The sequence below is a fragment of the Alteromonas sp. DY56-G5 genome (assembly GCF_041414725.1).
Classification (GTDB): domain Bacteria; phylum Pseudomonadota; class Gammaproteobacteria; order Enterobacterales; family Alteromonadaceae; genus Alteromonas; species Alteromonas macleodii.
Genome location: NZ_JANHZQ010000037.1, coordinates 1 through 22,956 on the forward strand (window position 1 = coordinate 1; position 22,956 = coordinate 22,956).

General features: G+C 45.0%; 18 protein-coding genes. 10 read left to right on the forward strand and 8 right to left on the reverse strand.

Annotated features, from left to right (window positions below):
- The first annotated feature begins 228 nt into the window (after positions 1 to 228).
- The 7 genes from NO989_RS16265 (at position 229) to lysC (ending at position 9,815) form a co-directional block, all read left to right on the forward strand.
- Positions 229 to 1,941 (forward strand): ATP-binding protein, encoded by a 1,713-nt coding sequence (locus NO989_RS16265; protein ID WP_278343779.1) that lies wholly within the window; start codon positions 229 to 231, stop codon positions 1,939 to 1,941.
- A 131-nt stretch (positions 1,942 to 2,072) separates the two neighbouring features.
- Positions 2,073 to 3,254, forward strand: a complete 1,182-nt coding sequence (locus NO989_RS16270) for an alpha/beta hydrolase-fold protein (RefSeq protein ID WP_278343778.1) — start codon at positions 2,073 to 2,075, stop codon at positions 3,252 to 3,254.
- Between the two features lie 6 nt (positions 3,255 to 3,260).
- Positions 3,261 to 3,545 (forward strand): hypothetical protein, encoded by a 285-nt coding sequence (locus tag NO989_RS16275; RefSeq protein WP_039224537.1) that lies wholly within the window; start codon positions 3,261 to 3,263, stop codon positions 3,543 to 3,545.
- A gap of 145 nt (positions 3,546 to 3,690) precedes the next feature.
- Entirely contained in the window at positions 3,691 to 4,644 is a 954-nt protein-coding gene (locus NO989_RS16280; protein ID WP_061439570.1) for a DNA ligase, read from the forward strand.
- Between the two features lie 626 nt (positions 4,645 to 5,270).
- Complete coding sequence (gene acnB / locus NO989_RS16285) at positions 5,271 to 7,883, forward strand: bifunctional aconitate hydratase 2/2-methylisocitrate dehydratase (protein WP_371342890.1); 2,613 nt, start codon at positions 5,271 to 5,273, stop codon at positions 7,881 to 7,883.
- Between the two features lie 72 nt (positions 7,884 to 7,955).
- A complete protein-coding gene (locus NO989_RS16290; protein ID WP_278344606.1) occupies positions 7,956 to 8,405 on the forward strand; it encodes a DUF192 domain-containing protein in 450 nt (149 codons plus the stop codon).
- A 60-nt stretch (positions 8,406 to 8,465) separates the two neighbouring features.
- Positions 8,466 to 9,815, forward strand: a complete 1,350-nt coding sequence (gene lysC, locus NO989_RS16295) for a lysine-sensitive aspartokinase 3 (RefSeq protein ID WP_014948303.1) — start codon at positions 8,466 to 8,468, stop codon at positions 9,813 to 9,815.
- Between the two features lie 64 nt (positions 9,816 to 9,879).
- Here lysC and NO989_RS16300 read toward each other — a convergent pair whose 3' ends face one another.
- The 8 genes from NO989_RS16300 to lptD form a co-directional block, all read right to left on the reverse strand.
- Positions 9,880 to 10,461 carry a heme-binding protein gene (locus NO989_RS16300; protein WP_014975692.1) on the reverse strand — a complete coding sequence of 194 codons (582 nt, stop codon included), beginning with the start codon at positions 10,459 to 10,461 and terminating at the stop codon, positions 9,880 to 9,882.
- A gap of 227 nt (positions 10,462 to 10,688) precedes the next feature.
- On the reverse strand, positions 10,689 to 12,713 hold the full coding sequence (locus tag NO989_RS16305) for a methyl-accepting chemotaxis protein (protein ID WP_278711974.1): 2,025 nt from the start codon (positions 12,711 to 12,713) through the stop codon (positions 10,689 to 10,691).
- A gap of 282 nt (positions 12,714 to 12,995) precedes the next feature.
- Complete coding sequence (locus tag NO989_RS16310; protein WP_156085947.1) at positions 12,996 to 13,823, reverse strand: symmetrical bis(5'-nucleosyl)-tetraphosphatase; 828 nt, start codon at positions 13,821 to 13,823, stop codon at positions 12,996 to 12,998.
- A gap of 7 nt (positions 13,824 to 13,830) precedes the next feature.
- A complete protein-coding gene (apaG, locus tag NO989_RS16315; protein WP_014948307.1) occupies positions 13,831 to 14,205 on the reverse strand; it encodes a Co2+/Mg2+ efflux protein ApaG in 375 nt (124 codons plus the stop codon).
- A 7-nt stretch (positions 14,206 to 14,212) separates the two neighbouring features.
- Positions 14,213 to 15,040 (reverse strand): 16S rRNA (adenine(1518)-N(6)/adenine(1519)-N(6))-dimethyltransferase RsmA, encoded by an 828-nt coding sequence (gene rsmA, locus NO989_RS16320; RefSeq protein WP_014948308.1) that lies wholly within the window; start codon positions 15,038 to 15,040, stop codon positions 14,213 to 14,215.
- Positions 15,037 to 16,023: a 4-hydroxythreonine-4-phosphate dehydrogenase PdxA gene (gene pdxA / locus NO989_RS16325; RefSeq protein ID WP_014975694.1), complete on the reverse strand. Its 987-nt coding sequence runs from the start codon at positions 16,021 to 16,023 to the stop codon at positions 15,037 to 15,039. Before pdxA ends, rsmA begins: the two co-directional genes overlap by 4 nt.
- Positions 16,024 to 16,036: 13 nt before the next feature.
- Positions 16,037 to 17,350, reverse strand: coding sequence for a peptidylprolyl isomerase SurA (gene surA, locus NO989_RS16330; RefSeq protein WP_269719571.1), 1,314 nt, complete (start codon positions 17,348 to 17,350; stop codon positions 16,037 to 16,039).
- Positions 17,351 to 17,378: 28 nt separating this feature from the next.
- A complete protein-coding gene (lptD, locus tag NO989_RS16335) occupies positions 17,379 to 19,631 on the reverse strand; it encodes an LPS assembly protein LptD (RefSeq protein WP_014975696.1) in 2,253 nt (750 codons plus the stop codon).
- A gap of 407 nt (positions 19,632 to 20,038) precedes the next feature.
- On the opposite strand from lptD, the gene djlA reads away from it, so the two are divergent.
- The 3 genes from djlA to dsbC all read left to right on the forward strand — a co-directional run bounded on the left by djlA (position 20,039) and on the right by dsbC (position 22,908).
- Entirely contained in the window at positions 20,039 to 20,899 is an 861-nt protein-coding gene (gene djlA, locus NO989_RS16340) for a co-chaperone DjlA (protein WP_014948312.1), read from the forward strand.
- Positions 20,900 to 21,826, forward strand: coding sequence for a site-specific tyrosine recombinase XerD (xerD, locus tag NO989_RS16345; RefSeq protein ID WP_014975697.1), 927 nt, complete (start codon positions 20,900 to 20,902; stop codon positions 21,824 to 21,826).
- Positions 21,827 to 22,185: 359 nt separating this feature from the next.
- A complete protein-coding gene (gene dsbC / locus NO989_RS16350) occupies positions 22,186 to 22,908 on the forward strand; it encodes a bifunctional protein-disulfide isomerase/oxidoreductase DsbC (protein ID WP_171338363.1) in 723 nt (240 codons plus the stop codon).
- Positions 22,909 to 22,956: the final 48 nt, after the last annotated feature.

The window sequence follows — 22,956 nt, forward strand, 5'->3', positions numbered from 1 at the left end:
ACATGAGCCGTATACGAGGCCCGTATGTACGGTTCTGTGAGAGGGATGAGGCGGTGACGCCTCACCCTACTCGATGTACCCAAATAATGGGGTCAGAGTACATTAGTACGGTTGTAGAGCCAGCGGTAAATAGCTAGAAAAGTACTCTGACCCCATTATTTTTATGCAGAGTTGTTGTTTGGTACTTATACTGAGTTATTAATCATTTAATAATACTTAGAAACCCTAATGCCAAAGCAGTACTCTACAAAGCCTGAATCATTTGGCGAAGTTACATCGGCCTTGCAAAAAGCTGGCTTCAAAATTCTGCTGGTTTTTTCTTTACTCATCTTAGCGGTAATCGTCATAGCACAACCCCAAAATGTGTATGTGGCAGTATTTTTCGGCCTGTCTTGGTGTGCAATTTCGGTAGCGGGAATTATCTTTTCTAACTACAAAGAACCTTTGGCGAAATTGTGGGCAATACTCACCATTCCCGTCGCGCCTTACCTTGTAATAAGCAATGGGCTCATGCCCGCAACCTTAGTTCCAATTGCTACTATTTTTCCCATTTTACTGCTTTCTAATGGTTGGCGAATAAGTGCAATGGTAGTACTCGCATGCTGTACTTTTCTTGTGCCGTTTTACGAAGGGGATTATGACAAGGGCCTTTGGCTAAGGCTTTGTGTGACCAACCTTGTTGTGTCCCTTCTTATCTATGCTCTAGCGAGCCAATTAGAGAAAGCCCTTGTAGAGAGTAAAAACAAAACTCTTGAGCTAAACAGGGCGCTTGCAAGCGAAAAGCAAGCGTCGGCTGCACAATCACGATTCCTCGCCACTATGTCACACGAGATTCGCACGCCATTAAACGGTATTTTGGGATTGACCGATGTAGTGCTTTCTCATGATATTTCGGAAAGTGCACGGCCTAACCTCGAGAAGATTCAGCGTTCAGGACTCTCGCTAAACCGTATTTTGAACGACATATTAGATCTCTCCAAACTGAATGCGGGAAAACTTGCGCTGGAGATCATTCCCTTTGACCTAAAAAGTACTGCCAAAGATTGCGTGGCGTTTTATGCACAATTGGCGCAGAACAAAGGTATCTCACTGAGAATAGAAGTAGATAAAACATTAAATACTTGTGTTGTAGGGGACGCAACGCGCCTTTCTCAAGTGTTAAACAACCTAGTGAGCAACGCGATAAAGTTTACGCATCAGGGCAGTGTCACTTTAGGGCTATCGAAAGGTGAAGCGTCAAAGACCCATCAATTTGTCAGATTTTCAGTTAAGGATACGGGGGACGGGATTGATGCTTCTGAACAAGAGCGCGTATTCGATGCATTTACACAAGCCAACAGCAGCATTAATCGAATGCACGGGGGAACGGGACTTGGTTTACAGATAGTAAAAAGCTTGGTTGAAGCTATGGGCGGCACGGTTTATCTAAAAAGCGCGGTAGGTCAGGGGAGTGAATTTTATTTCGAGCTACCGTTTGAAATTGCAGATAGTGTAATTGGCGCTAAAGAACAGGAAAGCACACCGTCGTTCCCAAACCTTACTGTTTTGGTTGCAGAAGATAACGACATTAACCAGGTCGTAGCAAAATCATTGTTAGAAGACACAGGATTGAAAGTTGCGCTTGCTAATAACGGTAACGAAGCAGTAGAGATTGCACTAAAGCAGCATTTCGACCTTATATTGATGGACTTACACATGCCTGAAATGAACGGCTCTGAAGCCGCTTTAGCGTTGCGAAAAGCTAACATCACTATTCCTATTATCGCGTTCACTGCTGCGGTGGTTGCCGAAGAAATAGATAAAGCGTTAGCATCCGGGATGAATGGATATCTCACAAAACCAGTCAATAAAACGGAACTACACGCTGTGCTAACTAAATACTTGGGCGGAGAAATGTCTACAGAAAGTTCCTGTATTGCTAAAGGGGAATATACAGAGTAATGTGGCTATGAAATTGTCATTAATCCGAATAAACCCCTGTTATACAATAGATAATAATAAAAGTTCGCTTGGCCCAATCAAGTAAATAGTATTACTGCGAAAAGCAAAGCGTCTTATAAAAGGATTTAAGTTTGAAGTCACAAATACATATTATAATTGCCCTGCTATTTCTTGCTTTCACAAGCCTTCCGGCTGACAGCGAAACAGGCAGCGACAGCCAGCGTTACGAATTGAAGGTAGAGAAACTCCAATCTAAAGTGCTAAACGAGCAACGAGAAGTGGTTGTTCAGCTTCCAAAAGGCTACGCCGAAAACCCCGACAAGAAATACCCCGTTATTTATCGTCTAGATGGTGCGGGAAATCTTACTATGATGAATGCAGTGCTAGAATCGCTGCAATCTCAGAATGCTGCACCGGAAGTCATTATAGTCGCCATTGAAAATACCGACCGACTTCGCGATCTATATCCCACAGCAAATGAAGATCCAAATGGGCCTGTAGGCTATGGCGGTGGCGGTGCAAACTTTCTTTCCTTTATAACCACTGAGCTTATGCCGATAGTAGAGAAGAAATATCGCGTGCATGACTTTCGAGTGATAGAGGGGGCATCAGCCGGAGGTGTATTCGCGTTGTACGCGCTTTCCCAGAAGCCTGAGCTTTTTAACGCCGCGCTGACTTACAGTGCTGCGGTGTGGTGGAACTATGGCGCATCTGCAAAAAGTACGGTTGCATTCTTAAAATCAGCCAATCATTTAGACCACTTCATTTACACGTCTATCGGCAATGAAGGCGCGCCCATGCGCCCGTATTATAACGATATGATTTCTGGAATGCGGGCAAATCAACCTGCCGGGTTAAGATGGGAGAACGAAGCCTACGAGGGGGTTACCCACAATTTGGTCTCAGCTGCGTCAACTTTCAGCGCTTACCATCATTTGTTCTTATCAGCTTATTTAAGGCCACAGCAGTTCAGTGGAGATATTAAAAGTATTAAAGACTATTACGCCCGTGTTTCAAAGCAGCGAGGCGAGAAACTCGACGCGCCGGAATGGGTTATTCGCGAGTTAGGTTATCACTATGTGGGTAAACAAAACTACGACAAAGCCATCGCCTTGTTTAAATACGATATTGCTGAGTATCCTCAAACGCCTGACGCATATAATGGCTTAGCTTATGGTTATGAGCAGATGGGCGAGTACAAAAAAGCGCTGGAAAGCGTGAACCAAGCTTTAGCACTTTCCACGTCTGAGCACGATGGCCATCAGGTTTATGTTAATAGACAAAAACGCTTGCAGTCTTTATTGAAGGATTAAGTTATCTTGAACCATAAAAGCACAGTTAAACACGTAAACTGGATCGCCACTGCGGTTTGTATGGTCGGAATCACCTTGGGAACGAGCGGGTGCAGTACCGTCACGACGGGACAAACCGATCGCTGTATTGAGCAAGCTAATAACGCGGATGTTCATGGGGTTTACACCGCCGACGAGCAGCTAAATGCTTGCTTGGAAACTTACAAACTGCGACGTGATAAAGAAAGAACGGCAGGTGAAGCGTTTGCTGAAGACGTGCTGATCTCAGTTATTGATATTATTACCGACTAGATCAGCTTCGATTAAGCGAAAAAACCTTCCTACGTACAGTTATAAAAGCAAAGAAGGCAGAGTAATTTACTCTGCCTTCTTTGTTTTTGCTTCTTTATTAAAAGCATAAAAGCAAGCAAAGGTTAACACGTTATAGGAAGAGCCGATGCGAAATTTTTTGACTGCTGTATATGTACTTTCAATCACCGCCATAGCTAACGTTAATGCTAATCACATGCTCGATACTGTCGAAGGGCTGCAGCTTGCTAAGCAATACGATCAAAGTCGCACTGATATTAACGTAGCTGACTATTGGGTTAGTGAGAAGCTAGACGGTATTCGCGCAAGATGGAACGGTACTGAACTACTTACCCGTAATGGGAACAAGATATTCGCGCCAACATGGTTCACCGCCAACTGGCCAGAAACCACTATTGACGGCGAACTTTGGATAGGAAGAGGGGAGTTTGAACGTACAGCTTCTATTGTGCTTTCAACGATGACAAACATCGAGCTGCATTCTGTCGCTAACGCTTCATCTAGCACAGTGTCTTCAGCAGACACTATAGCCGCAGCAAATTCTCTATCTGCAAAACGCTGGGCCAAAGTTAGATTTATGGCCTTTGACATGCCTATGATGGGTGAGCCATTTGGTCGGCGACTCAACAGGCTTAACAGCCTAAGTAAATCTACACCTAACCCAACGTTTGCAGTTATCCCTCAATTTAAGCTTACGTCTATTGCTTCACTTGATGAAAAGCTGAAGCAAGTAACCCAGGAAGGCGGAGAAGGGTTAATGCTTCATCATGAACAAGCGCTGTACACATCCGGGCGAAGTGACAAGTTACTCAAAGTAAAACGCTTTGAAGATGCAGAAGGGAAAGTACTGGCATTGCTTCCGGGAAAAGGACGATTTAAGGGAATGATGGGCTCGCTTCTTGTAGAAACGCGAGAAGGCATTCAATTTAAATTAGGAACGGGCTTTTCAGAAAATGAGCGCCAAGCTCCGCCCGCTATCGGTAGCTGGGTAACCTTTAAGTACTACGGCTTAACCAAAAATGGAAAGCCAAAGTTTGCAAGCTATCTTCGCACCAGACCTCAGACAGACTTGCCCAATTAACACTTACTTACTGCCAGTATAGTCACAATGAACTGCCTCTCACTTACTGTTGTTATACCAATCCGCATGGATAAGTGCCCACTCAGAAGGCGCTGGCAAGTTTCCTAGCAAAGCGTGGGAATGCAGGAATGGTTGTTCCCTTTCAAATTCCCAGAATGAAGCTAGGAAGCTTGCCAGACCTTCCCGAAGGGCGAGTTTTAAATGTCCGTACTCTTTATTGTGTCACCTTGATGTAGAACCACTATACCTGCGGTAACACGCCGCGATTACGAACATTTTAACTCTCGCTGAGTGGGTAATTATCTATGCGGACTGGTGTTAATCGTTTACGGTTTGCTTCAATTGAAGAAGCATCGTGTACAGCTAACCCCTTGTCTTTAAGTCATAAAGCCCTATAACTTTACTACATGTTAATTGCTAAAATGACTTTGCTTATTTCTTTTTAATCGCTTTTGTCGTTTAAAAGTAATGGTATGAATAGCGATTATAAGTGAATTAAAAGGGCGCTAAATTTAAAAAATGAGCCCGTGAAGTTATACTGTTGATGATTTATTAAACACACCTTGCGTCAAGTGCGTACAAGACCGTTTACTCCCATTGCGCAAGCTAACTTAGAGGAAGAGACTGTGTTACAAGACTATCGCAATCACGTTGAAGAACGTGCCGCTCAAAATATTCCACCTAAACCGCTTAACGCTGAACAGGTAGCTGGCCTGGTTGATTTATTAAAGAACCCGCCAGCAGGCGAAGGGGAGTTTCTTTTAGAACTGCTGTCAGAACGTGTACCGCCTGGGGTTGATGAGGCAGCTTACGTTAAAGCTGGGTTTTTAAGTGCAATCGCAAAAGGTGAAGACAGTTGTGAGCTTATCTCTAAAGAGAAAGCCGTTGAACTGCTAGGAAATATGCACGGTGGCTACAACATTGCCACTTTAGTGGAGCTACTTGATGATAAAGCGCTTGCGCCGTTGGCAGCGAAAGAGCTGAAACATACTCTTTTAATGTTTGACGCTTATCACGATGTGGAAGAAAAGCACAAAGCGGGTAACGAGCATGCCACTGACATCATTAAATCTTGGGCTGAAGGTGAGTGGTTCACGTCGCGCAAGTTAATGGACGATAAAATCACTTACACCGTGTTTAAAGTAACAGGTGAAACGAATACTGATGATTTGTCGCCAGCCCCTGACGCATGGTCTCGCCCAGATATTCCTCTGCACGCCCTGGCAGCTTACAAGATGCCCCGCGAAGGTTTAGAGCCAGAAGAACCTGGTGTTAAAGGCCCAATGGCGCAAATAGAAGAAGTCAAAAGTAAGGGGTATCCCGTAGCGTTTGTCGGTGATGTAGTTGGAACCGGCTCGTCACGCAAGTCGGCAACTAACTCTGTATTGTGGTTCTTTGGTGAAGACTTACCGGGTGTGCCTAATAAACGAGGCGGCGGTGTGTGCATTGGTTCAAAAGTCGCGCCTATCTTCTTTAACACCATGGAAGATGCCGGTGCATTGGTGTTTGAAGCCGATGTGGAAAAAATGAACATGGGTGATGTGATAGACATCTATCCGTTTGAAGGCAAAATCACCAACCATGAAACCGGTGAACTTCTTGCAGAATACAGCTATAAGTCGAAGGTGATTCTGGATGAAGTGCGCGCAGGTGGACGTATCAACCTGATTATTGGCCGTGGCCTTACCGAGAAGGCGCGTGAGACACTAGGTTTAGGCCCAACGGATTTATTCCGTACGCCTGAACAGCCAAAAGACAGCGGCGCGGGTTTCTCGTTAGCGCAGAAAATGGTGGGTAAGGCGTGCGGTGTCGACGGTATTCGCCCAGGCACCTACTGCGAACCTAAAATGACAACCGTGGGCTCGCAAGATACCACAGGGCCAATGACCCGCGATGAGCTTAAAGACCTAGCCTGTCTTGGCTTTACTGCCGATTTAACCATGCAGTCATTCTGTCACACCGCCGCTTACCCAAAGCCGGTGGATATAGAAACGCAGCACACGCTGCCTGATTTTATAATGAACCGCGGTGGCGTATCGCTTCGTCCTGGTGACGGCATTATACACAGCTGGTTAAACCGCATGCTGCTGCCTGACACAGTAGGCACGGGTGGTGACTCGCATACTCGTTTCCCATTGGGTATTTCATTTCCTGCGGGTTCAGGTCTGGTCGCGTTCGCTGCGGCTACTGGCGTTATGCCGCTAGATATGCCCGAGTCGGTACTAGTGCGATTTAAGGGAGAAATGCAGCCGGGCATTACGCTACGCGACCTAGTACACGCCATTCCGCTGTACGCCATCAAACAAGGCCTATTAACGGTCGAGAAAAAAGGCAAGATCAACGCCTTCTCTGGCCGTATTTTAGAAATCGAAGGACTAGAGAACTTAACCGTAGAACAGGCGTTCGAGCTTTCTGACGCATCGGCGGAGCGTTCAGCAGCCGGTTGTACTATCAACTTATCTGAAACGTCGATTGCTGAATACCTGCGTTCAAACATTACCATGCTACGCTGGATGATTAACGAAGGTTATGGCGACCCACGTACCTTAGAGCGTCGCGCGCAGAAAATGGAAGAATGGTTAGCTAACCCAGAGTTGATGCGCGCCGATGCAGATGCTGAGTACGCTGAGGTAATCGAAATTGACCTTAACGATATTAAAGAGCCAATTGTGTGCTGCCCTAATGATCCTGACGATGCGAAAACCTTATCTGACGTTGCAGGCGATAAGGTAGACGAGGTCTTCATTGGTTCATGTATGACAAACATTGGTCACTTCCGCGCAGCCGGTAAGCTACTTGAGCAATACAACAAAACACTGCCAACCCGTTTATGGATGTCACCACCGACTAAGATGGACAAAGCCCAGTTAATGGAAGAGGGCTATTACAATATTTATGGTCGCGTAGGCGTACGTACAGAAATGCCCGGTTGCTCACTATGTATGGGTAACCAAGCACGGGTGGATGCGGGAGCAACCGTACTTTCAACGTCTACTCGTAACTTCCCTAACCGCCTGGGCGATGGGGCGAATGTATATTTGACCTCAGCAGAGCTTGCTGCAGTGGGGGCCATTGTTGGGCGCATTCCAACTGCTGAAGAGTACATGGAATACGCTAGCAAAATTAACGCAATGTCGGGTGAAGTATTCCGCTACTTAAACTTCGACAAAATGCCTAGCTTTAAAAAGGCTGAGGAAGAAGCAAAAGCGCGCATTATTCCAACATTGAATGTTGCTTAAAATAGTGTATAAACTACAAAGCCGGTGACCGTTAAGGTGACCGGCTTTTTTTATGGCGAAAAGGAATGTCTAATGGGAAAATCTTTCTTTATTGTTGCTGCACTTGTATTAACCTTAGGGTGTGCAAAAGCGCAGGTTGACCCTGTATCGTCGCTGAATTCAGTGGACTTTGAATCCATTACACTTGAGATTGGCGGCAAGCACTATGAAGTTGAGTATGCCAAAACCTTTGAACAACGCGCGCAGGGTCTTATGTTTCGTAAAGCCTTGTGTGAAGACTGCGGTATGTTTTTTAAGTTTTCTAGCCCAAAGTTTGCGGGCATGTGGATGAAAAATACCTTTGTTCCTCTAGACGTAGCATTTATCGACAGAAAAGGCGTAATAACGGATATAAAATCTCTCACTCCGCATAGTTTGGAGTCGGTCGGATCATCGAAAGAGGTACTTTACGCGTTGGAAATGAACCAAGGGTGGTTTGCCGAGAATAATATAAAAGTAGGCGACCAAATAACGATTGATTAACCGCGCAAAAGGCGCGGTTGCTGCTAGCGAAATGCTAGTTTTATTCTGGAGTTAAATATAGTGACAAATGCCTTATCGATAGCTAAGTTCGGTGGAACTAGCGTTGCGAATTACGAGGTAATGCAAAACTGCGCCCGAATTGTTGCCGGTAATGACAAAACGCGCATTGTGGTAGTGAGCGCTGCGGCAGGTGTAACCAATCACCTGGTAAGCTTAGCGCACACACCTATGACGCAACAGCAAATTGAAGAGACCTGTCAGGCCATTATCAATATTGAGCTTGCCATTCTTAACAAGTTGAAAGATAAAGACGCGGTTGAGCCAAAACTCAACGACTTGTTAGATGAAATGCGAAGCTTAGCGTTTCATGAAGAAATCCTTCACCGTGATGATTTAAAAGATCAGCTGCTTTCAATGGGGGAGCGGATGTCATCGCTGATGTTCTCTTCAGTGCTTGCAGAGCAGGGCGTAAAAACCATGAACTTTGATGTACGTAAGGTGTTACGTACGGACAGTGAGTTTGGAGAAGGTGCGCCGCAAATCGAAGAAATCGAAAAGCTGTCTAAACAATTGCTGGCACCTGAAATTAAAGACGCGATAGTGGTTACTCAAGGCTTTGTCGGAGCCGATGAGGAAGGCCGTACTACAACGCTAGGTCGTGGTGGTTCAGATTTTACGGCGGCGCTACTTGCTGAAGCGCTTGATGCCGAATCGTGTGAGATTTGGACTGATGTAACAGGGGTGTACACAACTGATCCGCGCATTACGCCAGCCGCTCATCCGTTACCAGAACTCAGCTTTGAAGAAGCGGCGGAAATGGCCACCTTTGGTGCCAAGGTACTACATCCTGCCACTATGGAGCCTGCGCTTCGCAAGGACATAAAGGTGTTTGTAGGCTCTAGTAAGGAGCCAGAAAAGGGCGGTACTTGGATTGTGCGTGATTGTGAGCACGAACCACCGTATCGCGCTATTACTCGCCGTAAAGAGCAGGTAATGGTGACAGTGAAAACACCGAAGATGATGTATGCGCAAGGCTTCCTACAGCAGGTATTTGCCATCATCGCTAAGCACAAGCTAAGTGTTGATTTGGTTACCACGTCAGAAATCTCGGTATCTTTTACCCTTGATAACCCTGCAAACTCTGTGGCTCAGCGACTAAACAAAGAAACCATTGCTGAACTTGAAACTATCTGTGATGTGAAAGTAGAAAAAGGTTACGACCTTGTCACGGTTGTAGGTAACAACATGCAAACAGCTGTTGGTGTTTCTAGCAAGATTTTAGCTGCGGTTTCAGATTTCAACCTGCGTATGATTTGCTTTGGCGCCAACCCGCACAACCTATCGTTCCTGGTTAACGAGACCGACAGTGACGACGTGGTTCGCAAGCTTCACACGGCGTTATTTGAATAAGCACCTAATGTGCTGAATGACCCCAAAAAACGGTCGCCTTAAAGGCGGCCGTTTTTATTTCACATCAGTTTGTAGATGATTTCAAAATGTCGACCGGTACAATGATTTCGTGACGTTTATTCCACGGTAGGGTGAAAGGCGAGTCGTAGCCCATATAGCTAGGTTCACCATCAAGCTCAATATTATTGTCCCTAAGGGCTTTAAGCAGTTTATTCGTATACTGCTTCTTATCGCTGTCCTTGTTGAAACCTGAATAACGAATAGCGGCTACCGTTCTCGCTGGTACAGTAACCAGCGATACATCTTTGTGCGTAGGCACAGGAGCGCTTTTAATGTCATATTTGCTGGGCAAGAAAAACATCATTGTTTCTGAAGATGAGACTTCGACAGGAGAGGTCATTGCAATTTCTTGAGAGCGCTTTCCAACTTCTACGGGGGACGTCATTGACACATTGCTACTGGATGTATTCTCACCAGAGATATAATTAAAGAGTAGCTGAAATGCTCCATTATCTTCATTCCCACTAGACATTACGCCTAACGCTTCATTGTAATGCCTCACTTCAATATCTTCATCAAGGGTCTCGATAATGGAATAGGGAAGGGTTTCTGTATCTTTGTAATATGATGGCTCAGCCTGGATCATTGTTGACACCAATAAAGTAGTAATGAAAAGAGGCAAGCGAAAACGGGAAAATATCATTCTTTTTTAGTGGTTTGTTACGAATAGTCCTTATACGAATTAAAGCCGATTAATGCTCAGTTAAACGCTTCTAAAGTAACTATCTATGCATTCCTAAAGTGTGCCAGATTAATTGTTAGACACAAAAAAGGGGCTAAAAGCCCCTTCTTAAAACAGGTTCGTAAAAAGCGTTACACTTTAAACTGTCTGATAGACTGTTGTAACTCTTCAGCAAGTCGAGCCACTTCATGGCTAGACTCAGACGTTTGCTGTGCTCCAGCTGTCGTCTCTTCAGCGATACCCACAATAGTTTCAAGCTTTTCGCTGATCTCTTGTGACACCGTATTCTGTTCACGGGCAGACTGCTCAATTTGAGAGCTCACGTCATGGGCTTTGTGAACGGCGTCAGAGATGATATCCAATGCCTGTGTAGCCTTTTCAGTTTGTGCCACACACGCCGCAGTTTGCTCTTTACCTTGATTCATCACCGATACCGCTTTTTCAGCACCCGCTTGAAGCACTTCAATCATTGCGTTGATTTCTTGTGTCGATTCTTGAGTTCGGCTGGCGAGGGTTCTTACTTCATCAGCAACAACCGCAAAGCCTCGACCTTGTTCACCAGCACGCGCTGCCTCAATAGCAGCATTCAAGGCGAGCAGGTTGGTTTGATCTGCAACACCACGGATAACGTCTAAGATGCCACCAATGCTTGCGCTGTCTTGATGAAGCTTATTGATGACGTCTGCCGCTTCTTGAACGTCACGAGATAAGATCTCAATGGTGTTCTTATTCTCTAGTGAGATTTGGCGCACGTTCTCAGCCTCAGCATCCGCATGGCGAATTTGACTTAGTGTATCTTCAGCGTTTTGCACAACCAGCTGCGACGTAGAGTGCATTTCTGTGGTTGCTGTTGCTACTTGGCCAATTTGTGATTTCTGATCCTGAATTGAATGCGTCGTTTGCGCCGTCACTGCAGACGTTTGTTCTGAGGCGGCTGCCAGCTGTTCAGCACGAACGTTAATGGCTGTAATGAGCTCCTTCAGGTTTCCAATTAGCGTATTGCAGTTTCGGGCTAAAAGACCAAATTCGTCTTGCGCCGAATCGTCTAGACGGTGAGTAAGGTCACCCGATGAAGCCACCGTCAGAAGTTCATTTACACGATAAAGCGGACGTGTGATTGCGCGAACGGTCACGTAGCCAATAAATGCTGCTACTGCAATCGAGATAATAACAACCACAATAACGAACGTGTTGCCCGTCGCAATGGCGCCGTTAACCTGACTTTCTACATGTGACGCTTTCTTGTCTGCAAGATTGAGCAGGTTTTCTAGAGCGACAACCGCTTGCGCGATATTTGAGTCTGAAGCGTTAAGCGCTTTTTCAGCATCATTTCTGCGCTCTAGACGATCAACATGAAGCTGAACCACGCCATCGTTAGCATTAATCGCATTGATTGCGTTGTTAACCAAGTCGTTAATATCATCAAGAGTACCAGAATCATCGCGGCCGCCCGCAGTTTGCATCATGTCGCTTAATTGCGTGACCACTTTCTCGACAACCAAATCAACTTCGTTGCCTAGCGTCTGTGAACGAACCAGTGTCTCTGTTTTAATGTACTCGTATGAAACCGTTAGCAAAGAAAGCAGCGACGTCTCAAGTTGACTGCCGATTTCTGCCGCACGTCGTAGGTTAGGGTCGCGCTGAACAGCATCTAAGTCTGAGAAGTCTAGAAGGTAGGTAGATGCATCGTCTGCGTTGTCTTCAGCGTCACCCAGTCTGTCTTGAATTGTGTTGCGTATATCAAGATACATTTGGTGATTTTTGTACATCGCTTCAACATTGGTGATATATGCTTCATATGACTCACGTACAGTATTCAGCGTGCTCTTTAGTTCAGGCTCGTTATTAACGGCCTGCGCCAGTTTCTTATATTCACTCTCAAAGGTGTCTTTGGCAGAGTTAAAAGACGCTCGTTTGTCTTTTAAGCCATTTAGATCTTCTTCGATGTAGCTCTCGAAGGTAAGTCGGCCCATATTGAGAAAGCTGGCTTTAAGTGCATTGCTGCCTGCTACTGTGGGTAATGCAACGTCATTTACTTCTTCCGTTGCTGAGCCTATTGAGTTGAGGTTATAAAGTGAAACAACACTAATGACGATCAGAAGTGCGCTAATCGCTACAAATCCCCCGATTACGCGTGTGGCTACCGTTATTTTCATCGGAACTCCTGGATGAGTGTTTTTTATTTTTATCCCTAACGATATTACCCGTCTCAGCAAACAAAATATAGCGATTAAAGAAGCTAGTTTGCTTAATTACTGAGTAGATAATGAGACATTATCGTTACTATCGTAAGTAAGTGTATCGGCTACAATAACTTAATGTTTATTTTATTTAGCACTTAAGTGTAGAAAGTTTAACTGGTAATACCAGTTGGTGGGTAAAATTATACACGTAAATATGTGCGAATTGGATAATTGCGGAGCCAGTAAACTCTGGTTTTAGGCAGAAACACTCACAAGCGAAGCGGAGTTCAGGTTTAGCAAAGTCATGCTTTGCCCCCAAACATAGCCTGTATCTAAGCCGATAAATTGATGACTGTTTGTTTGGCCCGACAGAGCTGCCCAATGCCCAAATACCACTCGTTGATCGTCACCGAGCTTTTTATTCTCTACTTCAAACCATGGTTTTAACGTGCTACTAGTGCTGTGGGATACTGCGCTGGGATGAGATTTGTTATCAAAATCGAGTGTGCCATCTGTATGAACAAAACGCATGCGCGTACACGCATTCACAATAAAACGCAGTCGCTCATCACCCTTAAGTTTATCTGACCAGTTGTTGGGTTTATTACCATACATTTCTGAAAGAAATGCAGCGTAATTGTCGGATTTTAGGATGTTGCTAACTTCGTCACTAAGTGAAACGCACTCATCGATAGACCATTTAGGATAGAGTCCAGCATGCACCATTACTGATTGCTCATCTAACTTCATTGCCAACGGGAACTGACGCAACCAGTCAATAAGTTCGGCCAAGTCTGAAGCATTAAGTAGAGGCTCTAATTTGTCGGATTTTTTTGCTTTGCGGATGCCGTTTACAACGGCAAGTAAGTGAAGGTCGTGGTTTCCTAAAACACTGCTAAACTGGCTGCCGAGAGACTTTAAAAAGCGCAATGTGCTCAAAGAATCTTCTCCTCGAGCAACTAAATCACCTACTGCGAGTAGCGTATCGTTTTCTTCGTCGAATTTTACTTTATCTAACGCGCGACGAAGACCATCGTAACAGCCTTGTATATCACCAATGACGTACGTGTTACCTTGCGACATAGAAACCTTAATGAAGAATACTTGGAATGGCTAATCGGAAAACGTCGATAGGAACGCGAAAACGCTCGCCGCTCTCTAATTCCATTACATAGTAGCCTTCCATATTCCCAACCGGTGTGTCAATGACAGCGCCACTGGTATAGTCAAAATGCTCGCCCGCTTTCATGATAGGTTGCTTGCCTACAACCCCATCACCTTCAACTTCTGATGTCTTGCCATTTGCATCGGTAATTTTCCAGTAGCGACTGAGTAGTTGCACCGTATGGTCGCTATTGTTCTCAATCGTAATGTGGTACGCGAAGGCAAATTGCTTTGAATCTGACGGAAGATGGTCGGGAAGGTGACGGGTTTTCACCCGCACCTTAATATCAAGTACATCCATAGAGAACTTACTGCTCTTGTTGGTGCTCTTTTGCCGACACAGCGTTTGCTATTGTGGCAAAATCGTTAAGTGATAATACTTCTGCGCGAGAGGTAGGATCGATACCTAGCTCACGGATCTCCTCTTCACTTAAACTGTCTTTCAGCGAGTTGCGAATGGTTTTTCGGCGCTGGTTGAACGCTTGTGCACAGACGCGCTCAAGCGTATTTACAGACTCAACGTCTACTGGCGGAGCCTGATGCGGCACTAGCTTCACTACTGCAGAATCAACCTTCGGGGGTGGCTTAAAGGCACCTGGCGGAACATTGAGTACCGGAATGACGTGGCAGTAATACTGCGCCATAACGGAAAGCCTGCCGTAATTCTTAGAACCTGGTCCTGCTGCCAAGCGGTTTACCACTTCTTTTTGAAGCATAAAATGCATATCTTCTATGCAGTGAGCATGATCAAAAAGGTGAAACATTAATGGTGTCGAAATGTTGTAGGGCAAGTTACCAAATACGCGAAGCTTTTTGTCTTTGACTGGCATTTCTTTAGAAAGGGCGCCAAAGTCCATGGTCATTGCATCTTGTTCAATAACCGTAAGCTTATTGCCGTTAAATGGATGGTGTCTCAATCGCTTAGCAAGATCTCTGTCTAGCTCAATGACTGTGAGTGCATCTACTTCTTCACAAACAGGATCTGTTAATGCGCCTAAACCGGGTCCAATTTCTACCAGGTTTTGTTCATTTTTTGGCGCGATGGCCGCAACAATCTTGCCTATCACGTAATCATCGTGAAGGAAGTTTTGTCCGAATCGCTTTCTGGCCGTATGGCCTAAGTGTGTTTTACTCATTGTTGATGATGTGCAAGCTCGATGGCTTTTTCCAATGCTTTTCTGAAACTACCGGCGTCGGCTTCACCTGTTCCTGCTAAGTCTAATGCAGTACCGTGATCTACCGATGTACGAACGAAAGGTAACCCTAGCGTGATATTCACTGAAGCCCCAAAACCCTTATATTTTAGCACGGGTAAGCCTTGGTCGTGATACATAGCCAGCACTACGTCAGCATTTTCCAGATATTTGGGTTGAAATATGGTGTCTGCAGGTAGAGGGCCTGTGATCTTTAAGCCTTCTTCTCTTAGTTCGTTAAGCGCCGGAATGATGGTATGAATTTCTTCAGTGCCAATGTGACCATCTTCACCCGCGTGAGGGTTCAAGCCACACACATAAATGTGAGGTTCTTTAACGCCAAACTTCAATTTAAGGTCGGTGTTGATGATATGAATGACCTTATGAAGACGCTCTCGGGTGATAGCTTTCGCTACATACTCAAGGGGAATATGCGTGGTGGCAAGCGCTACATTAAGACCTTCAGTTGCCAGAAGCATAACCACATCAATGGTATTGGACTGATACGCAAAAAACTCAGTATGACCGCTGAATGATACCCCTGCTTTGTTGATAATGCCTTTGTGTACGGGGCCGGTAACGACGGCGTCGAAGTCGCCATCCATATTTGCCTGACACGCCTGGCGCAGAGTTTCTACTACGTATAACCCGTTTTCGCTATCAAGTTCGCCTGGCGTAACGTCAACGGATTTATCTATTTGCTTTATAAACAACGAACCCGCATCTTGAATTTGCGGGTTAGTGGCATCGTAATCGATTAGCGTTAATGGCAGCCCCAAGGCGCTTGCTCGTGCTTTGAGCATTTCGCCATCGGCAAACACGACAAGCTGCGCTTGCCATGCTTCCTGGGCCAGTTTTATGATCAAATCTGGCCCGATACCTGCCGGTTCTCCCGGCGTTATTGCTATTTTAATTGGTGTACTCATGAATAACTTATTGTTACGAGTCGACAACTTCTACGTAAGCGGCATCACGCATCTCACGTAACCAGTTCTCGGTTTCCTCTGAAAATTTACGGTTGAAGATAAGCTGGTAAGCTTTATCTTCTTTGCGCTTATCGGTAGCGTCATCAATACGACGTTCAATAAGCTGAATTAAATGCCAGCCGTGCACGGTACGAACAGGTTCACTAAATTCTCCAGGCTCAAGCTGTGCAAGTGCGTCTTTAAACTCAGGCACGTAATTATTTGGATCCGACCAGCCAAGCTCGCCACCGCGAAGGGCTGAACCAGGATCTTCTGAATGCTCTTTAGCTAGCTCTGCAAAATCAGCTTCACCATTTTTCACCTCTTCCTTGAAGCGGTTTAGCATGGCTTTAGCTTTGTCTTCGCTAAGAATGATTGACGGCTTAACAAGAATGTGGCGAGAGTTTACTTCTTCCACCGTGACTTTCTCAATACCGCGCGTATCTAATACTTTTAGGATATGAAAGCCTGCACCGCTTCGAATAGGACCAACAAGAGCATCTTTGTCTTTGTTTTGAATAGCTTCAGCAAAAAGCGTCGGCATGGCGTTAATGTTAAGCCAGCCCATGTCACCGCCTTCGAGCGCTTCGTTACCTGATGATGACGCAATGGCGATTTTAGCAAAATCAGATCCTGACTCTAATAGTGAAATGACTTTGTCTGCACGCTCACGTGCCGATTGAATATCTTCATCTGTAGGCTCTGGCGGGAAACCAATAAGAATGTGACCTAAGCGATATTCAGCTTGAGTAGCGCCTTGCTGTTCCATCAGGTCAATCAAGGTTTCAATTTCTTGAGGTGTAATATAAACACGGCGACGTACGTTAGCACGGCGAACTTCACCCATGATAACTTCTTCGCGAATGTCTTCGCGGTAATCATCGTATGCAATACCTTCTGCCGCTAATTGGGCACGAAGTTCTTCAATCGTTGCATTTTGATTCGCTGCAATGTTGCTAATGGTTTGCTCTAACTGTGGATCGCTAATGCGAATACCCATACGCTCTGCCATTTGAAGCTGAAGGCTCTTAGTGATTAAACGCTCAATGGCCTGTGTACGAAGCGCACGATCTGACGGTAGCTGTTGATTATTAGCTTCTGCTTTGCGTTTAACGTCTTGTACAAGGGCATCAATTTCGCTTTCAAGCACAACACCTTGGTCAACAATTACGGCCACGCGGTCAAGCATGACCTCTTGCGCAACACTGTTAAACGAGAGTAGGGCACCTAACATCAATGCACGGATAATGAACTTCATACACACTCTTTTATTATTGGTTGATTGCATTTAAGCGCTGTAAGCGCTCAACTGCGGGTTAATTTAAACTATAAGGCTGACGATAGCCAAACATACCGTCTTGAAGCATGCTTCTTTGGGTACCAGATGACCCGATGCCTTTGAAAATAAATTGTAGCGATATTCCAGAATCAAAATCGTCTGTTGTCTGTTCGCCGCTAGCATTGTAACGGTTGTTCAGACTGCGCTGCGCAACTAATCGCACCGCCCAACAGCATGACTCATACTGGATACCTGCATAGGTTTCTACACTTCTATTGCGTTCAAGATCTCGGTAAGTACGGCCAACCCACTGCCAATTTTCAGAAATAGGCCAGCTTGCCGAAATACCAATTTGATCTATGGTTTCACCACTGAGATCGCGAACATAGCGATGACTTAATTGAATAAAGCGCGAATCATCTTTGCGGTATTCAATACCCACACTGCTTAAGTCAACTTTGTCTGTGTCAGTGGTCACTTGCACATCAGAATGGAAGAACCAGTTTTTATTAAAGCGCCAATCCACTTCAGCGGCGAGCGCTGAACGATCTTGATTCTTGGTTGCCGCAATGACTTTGTTATCTTCAAGGTAGAATATCTGACCCACACTAAGAACAAATTGTTCCCGATTGTTTTTATCCAACATGCGTGTGGTCGCGCCAAGGGTGATTTGGTTGTTATCGCTTATTCTATCAAGGCCAGTAAATTCCTGACCTCTAAACAATCCTTCAACGTCGGTTAACAGCGGCGTTGAGTCATAGAATCCAATCGCAGTTTGGTCTTCATACGATGTATAAAGATATTGAATCTTTGGCTCTAAAGTCATCGACATATCGTCGCTGAACCACGATTTATCCCTTTCAAAGTATAATGCGCCATAAAGGCGAGCTTGTCCTAATGTGCGTTCAACATCTTCTTTTAAGTCAGTTCCTTCAACATTGTCTTGTTGATAAACCGTTTGAAAAAGCGTGGTTTCTGCGACAAGTTCACCCCATGCTGCGCGAAGCGGCACCGCTAAAGTAGGTGCAACGTGAAAACGAGTAGCCGTTGGAGCGGTATCGAGAGTATTGTCAAAGTGTGCGACTTCTGAGTCTAGGTTGAACTCTAGATATTCACCTAACGCTTTGTTGTAATTGATTTTGATCTCAGGTACGGCGCGATAGCTATCTGCAGTATTACCCAGTACTTCAAAATCTTTTATCTGCATATTTACGGATAGATTTTGCGAGTAGTAACTTAATCCAACGCTACGATATAGGTGGGTGTCAGCGCGACTATAATAATCTGAACCAAGGTCAACTAAATAGTTGTCGTCACTTAATCCGTTGAAATCAACGTTTAGTAACCAGTTGTCAGCTATAAGCCCTTGATGCTCCAAGCGATAAAAATATCGGTCAGGGTTCCCACTAATATCTGAGTCGCTCGGCAAGTACTCCACGTACGCTTTGCCTTGGCTACGCTCCGTTAGATAACGGAACTCAGTATTCAGCTGAAGACCGCGAAGGGTCATCAATCGCGGTGAGATGGTCATGTCATAGTTGGGGGCAATGTTCCAGTAAAAAGGCTGCGTATAGTCGACGCCCGTTCTGCTTGAACTGGTTAACTCTGGAAACAATAAGCCCGTTTGGCGCTCGTTGCTAACAGGGAACGCAAAATACGGTAAATAAAACACTGGAACATCGGCAATGTAGAAGCGTGTGTGTTTGGCTTGGCCCCATACGGTCCCTTTTTCCAAACTAATTTCACTGGCGCGTATTAGCCAGTCTTCATCGCCTTCAGGACACGTAGTGAAGCTAACTTCTTTGAGCACAATTCCCGTGTCTGTATCTAATACTATATCTTTTGCGGCTCCCTGACCCACAAAACCCGTCAGCTGATAGCGGGTATTTTGCATTTCTAAGCGCTCTTCTTCAGAGCGAAGGGTCACGGCATCACTTTCTACTTTTAACTGCGAGTCTTGATACGTTACGTCGCCTTTCGCAATAAGGTCTCTGCCACTTCCGTTAATTTGTGCTTGAGATGCACTAATTACCGCAGTATCTGACGTGATATCAACATTACCAGAAAACAGCGCTACGGTATCTTGGATAATTTCAGTACGGTTAGCTTCAACTTTAACGTGGCCTTTGGGCATTAATGCCTGGCTACTGAAAGTAACAGGTTCGACTGAGCAGAATGCAAGAGGGGCTGCATCTGACGTTGGTTTAGAATTTGAAGCTGTCGTTTCCTGTGCAAACGCGACTGTAGGCAAAAGAGTCGCGGAAACAAGCATGGCGCAGGTGTTTTTCATGCGTTAATGGGCGGCCTGTTTTGTTGTATGTTGCTTTTAAACCCAAGTAAGACGACGTCCGTCTCGGTTAGTTCGACATAACGTTTAAAAAAACAGTGATAATGCACATTACTTCTTGGCAAAGAGTTAATGTAGCTTTCACTCGCTATTACTATTCATATAAGCGCTCAATTCTAAGCACTTCTGTCGTAATTACCAACCATTCAGACAAAAAAATGCACTTTTATATGCACAACACATCAAAGACGGAGGCAATTAGTGGCAGTAAGCTTGATTTCAAGCTGCACAAGCCCTAGTTAATTAACTTATGTATTTGATATGATGATTGGTATAACGCGCTCTGCACGGCGTGATTTCACTACAGTAACATCAACTTTCTAAACAGTGCACCAACGGAGTATGACGCGATGTCAATTTGGGGAAAAATCCTCGGCGCCTTGTTCGGCTTTATGTTTCTTAAAATACCTGGGGCGATCTTAGGGCTGTTAGTCGGGCACTTTTTTGATAAAGCCTATCGCCAAGACTTCAATCAGCTAGGCGGCTTTGGGCGCTTTTTTACCGATCAGGACAATCTGAAGCAGCAAGCTATTTTCTTTCATAGTTTGTTTAGTGCGTTAGGCCATCTTGCTAAGTCTGACGGCAAAGTAACGGACAGAGAAATTCAAATCGCCACAGCATTAATGGACGAGATGCGTTTAACTGGGGATGCCCGTCGTGAAGCTCAGGATGCATTTAGAGAAGGCAAAGCGCGAGACTTTCCTTTAGTCGATACGTTGAAAGGTTTTTACGACGCCAGCCACGGTAGACGGGATATTCTTCAAGTATTCTTAGAGATTCTTATTCAAGCCGCTTTCGCCGACGGTCAGCTTTCACAGGAAGAATACAACGTACTTGAAAAAGTAGCGAAGCCACTAGGCTTTAGGCGTCGTGATTTAGATTATCTAATTTCAATGTATGAAGCTGAAATACGCTTTAGGCAGCGGTCTAACTCTGGCTCAGGACAACGCACTCATTCAGGTCAACGTCAGCACAGCCAATCAGCCTATTCAGAACAGCAAAGTTTAGATGATGCCTATCACATATTAGGTGTGGCGGCATCCGACGATGAAAAGACAATAAAGCGTGCCTACAGGAAGCGCATGTCTGAGCATCACCCAGATAAGCTGGTGTCTAAAGGGCTACCTGAACAGGCAATGGAAATTGCGAAAAAGAAAGCGCAAGATATTCAATCAGCCTACGAGCTGATTAAGCAAAAGCGTGGCTTTTAGATGGCAAAAACTCAACGTGAGTTAACTTATGTGCCTGCAGCGAGTCAGGCGCATATCGATGGTTTTATCGAGATGCTTTGGCTTGAGAAAGGACTGTCCGATCATACTCAGCAGAGCTATCGCACCGACCTTACTAAGCTTGCTATCTTCAGCAACAATCAAGGCGTAAAAGATATCGCTGTGCTGACCACTGAGCAGCTTCAGGACTATTTAGCCTATCGTCACGACAAGGGGCTGTCCACACGCAGCACCCAACGTGCGCTTAGCGCTATCCGGGCGTTTTTCGTATTCCTAATTAGTAAGCAGGTTCGCGTTGATAGCCCAGTTTCCGCGCTGTCTAATCCGAAAACACCCAAAGCTTTGCCTTCTTCACTCAGTGAGCAACAAGTTGAAGATTTGCTAAATGCCCCCCTTACCGACGACCCTATTGAATGTCGGGACAAGAGCATGCTTGAAGTGCTTTACGCAACCGGCCTTCGTGTAAGTGAACTTATTGGGTTAACAATGGATCAAATAAGCCTTCAGCAAGGCGTAGTTAGGGTTGTGGGTAAAGGGAATAAAGAGCGCTTAGTGCCCCTTGGTGAAGATGCAATAGAATGGCTGCTGACCTATATTAAAACAGCAAGACCGATACTCGCCAGTAAAGCTTCTGATGTGGTATTTCTGAGCAAGCGTGGACAGAAAATGACGCGCCAAACATTTTGGCATCGCATTAAATACTATGCGGTGAAAGCGGGAATTGAGCAGCACCTTTCTCCCCACACGTTGCGTCATGCCTTTGCGACACACCTTTTGAATCACGGTGCTGATTTACGTGTGGTACAAATGCTATTGGGGCACAGCGATTTGTCAACGACTCAAATATACACCCATGTTGCGACAGAGCGACTTCAAACTTTAATCCACAGTCATCACCCACGTGGCTAAATTGGCTAAATATACAAATAAAGAATGCTATAAATTGGGGGCTGTATACGACGAGGCTCAGTGACGACGTATATAAAATAAAAAGGTCTATGGTAGGATACGAGCCATGCAAAGCGTTTAGAAAATACATTTTCCGTTAGTGCTTTAACGCGGCTGAGTTTAAATGTTGACGTTAAATGTACTGAGGTTAAAAGAAAATTAGCGTTTAACGTGCAATTTTTTGCTAAGTTTAACGGTCTGAACGTTATGAATGTAAAAGTTTTTAGCAATTGCTTTAAATGGAAAGATACCGATTCAAGCAGTTGCATGTTAAGCCAGTAAGTACAAGCGAACTTAAATGGCAAAATGGAGAGTATTTAGTGAAAGCAGTAAAGAAAGTATTGTTAGCCAGTGTAGTTGCGGCAGGTTCTCTATTAGGGCTTAGTGCGCAAGCGGCTGATGAAGCGGCTATCCGTGATAAATTAACCTCAATGCTAGGGTTAGATGTAGAAACTATTGCTGACTCTCCAGTATCAGGGCTGGTTCAGGTATCAACAAACCGCGGTTTATTTTACGTAAGTGAAAACGGGCAGTATCTGCTTCAGGCTCGTGTTTTTAACATTGATGAAGAGATGCGTAACGAAACAGAGCTGGCACTTTCTGGGCTGCGCAAAGAAGGCGTAAAAGAGATGGAATCATCGTCTATTACGTTTAAGGCCAAAAACGAAAAGCATGAAATAAGCGTATTTACTGATATTACGTGTGGTTACTGCCGTAAATTTCACAAAGAGATTGATGAACTAAACGATGCGGGCATCACCGTACACTACCTTGCGTTTCCACGTTCTGGGTTAAACAGTGAAAACTACAACGATATGGTGTCGGTGTGGTGTGCGAAAGACCCGCAAAAAGCGTTAACTAAAGCTAAAGCGGGTAATGACGTAGCTAGCGCAAGCTGTAAAAATAAAGTGGCAGAGCAGTACATGTTAGGTCAAAAATTAGGCGTGAATGGCACGCCAAATATCGTACTGCCAGACGGTTCATTGATTCCTGGTTATCAGCCAGCTGCGTTGCTTGCTAAAGCATTGGAGGAAGCTGAATAGCCATTCAGTCCTTAACCTTATATATGATAAAAACGCACGCTTTGTGCG

Coding starts and splice junctions, on each gene's coding strand:
- NO989_RS16265 (WP_278343779.1), top strand. CDS start 229: ATGCCAAAGCAGTACTCTACAAAGCCTGAATCATTTGGCGAAGTTACA.
- NO989_RS16280 (WP_061439570.1), top strand. CDS start 3,691: ATGCGAAATTTTTTGACTGCTGTATATGTACTTTCAATCACCGCCATA.
- NO989_RS16290 (WP_278344606.1), top strand. CDS start 7,956: ATGGGAAAATCTTTCTTTATTGTTGCTGCACTTGTATTAACCTTAGGG.
- NO989_RS16300 (WP_014975692.1), bottom strand. CDS start 10,461: ATGATCCAGGCTGAGCCATCATATTACAAAGATACAGAAACCCTTCCC.
- NO989_RS16305 (WP_278711974.1), bottom strand. CDS start 12,713: ATGAAAATAACGGTAGCCACACGCGTAATCGGGGGATTTGTAGCGATT.
- NO989_RS16310 (WP_156085947.1), bottom strand. CDS start 13,823: ATGTCGCAAGGTAACACGTACGTCATTGGTGATATACAAGGCTGTTAC.
- apaG (WP_014948307.1), bottom strand. CDS start 14,205: ATGGATGTACTTGATATTAAGGTGCGGGTGAAAACCCGTCACCTTCCC.
- rsmA (WP_014948308.1), bottom strand. CDS start 15,040: ATGAGTAAAACACACTTAGGCCATACGGCCAGAAAGCGATTCGGACAA.
- pdxA (WP_014975694.1), bottom strand. CDS start 16,023: ATGAGTACACCAATTAAAATAGCAATAACGCCGGGAGAACCGGCAGGT.
- surA (WP_269719571.1), bottom strand. CDS start 17,350: ATGCAATCAACCAATAATAAAAGAGTGTGTATGAAGTTCATTATCCGT.
- lptD (WP_014975696.1), bottom strand. CDS start 19,631: ATGAAAAACACCTGCGCCATGCTTGTTTCCGCGACTCTTTTGCCTACA.
- djlA (WP_014948312.1), top strand. CDS start 20,039: ATGTCAATTTGGGGAAAAATCCTCGGCGCCTTGTTCGGCTTTATGTTT.
- xerD (WP_014975697.1), top strand. CDS start 20,900: ATGGCAAAAACTCAACGTGAGTTAACTTATGTGCCTGCAGCGAGTCAG.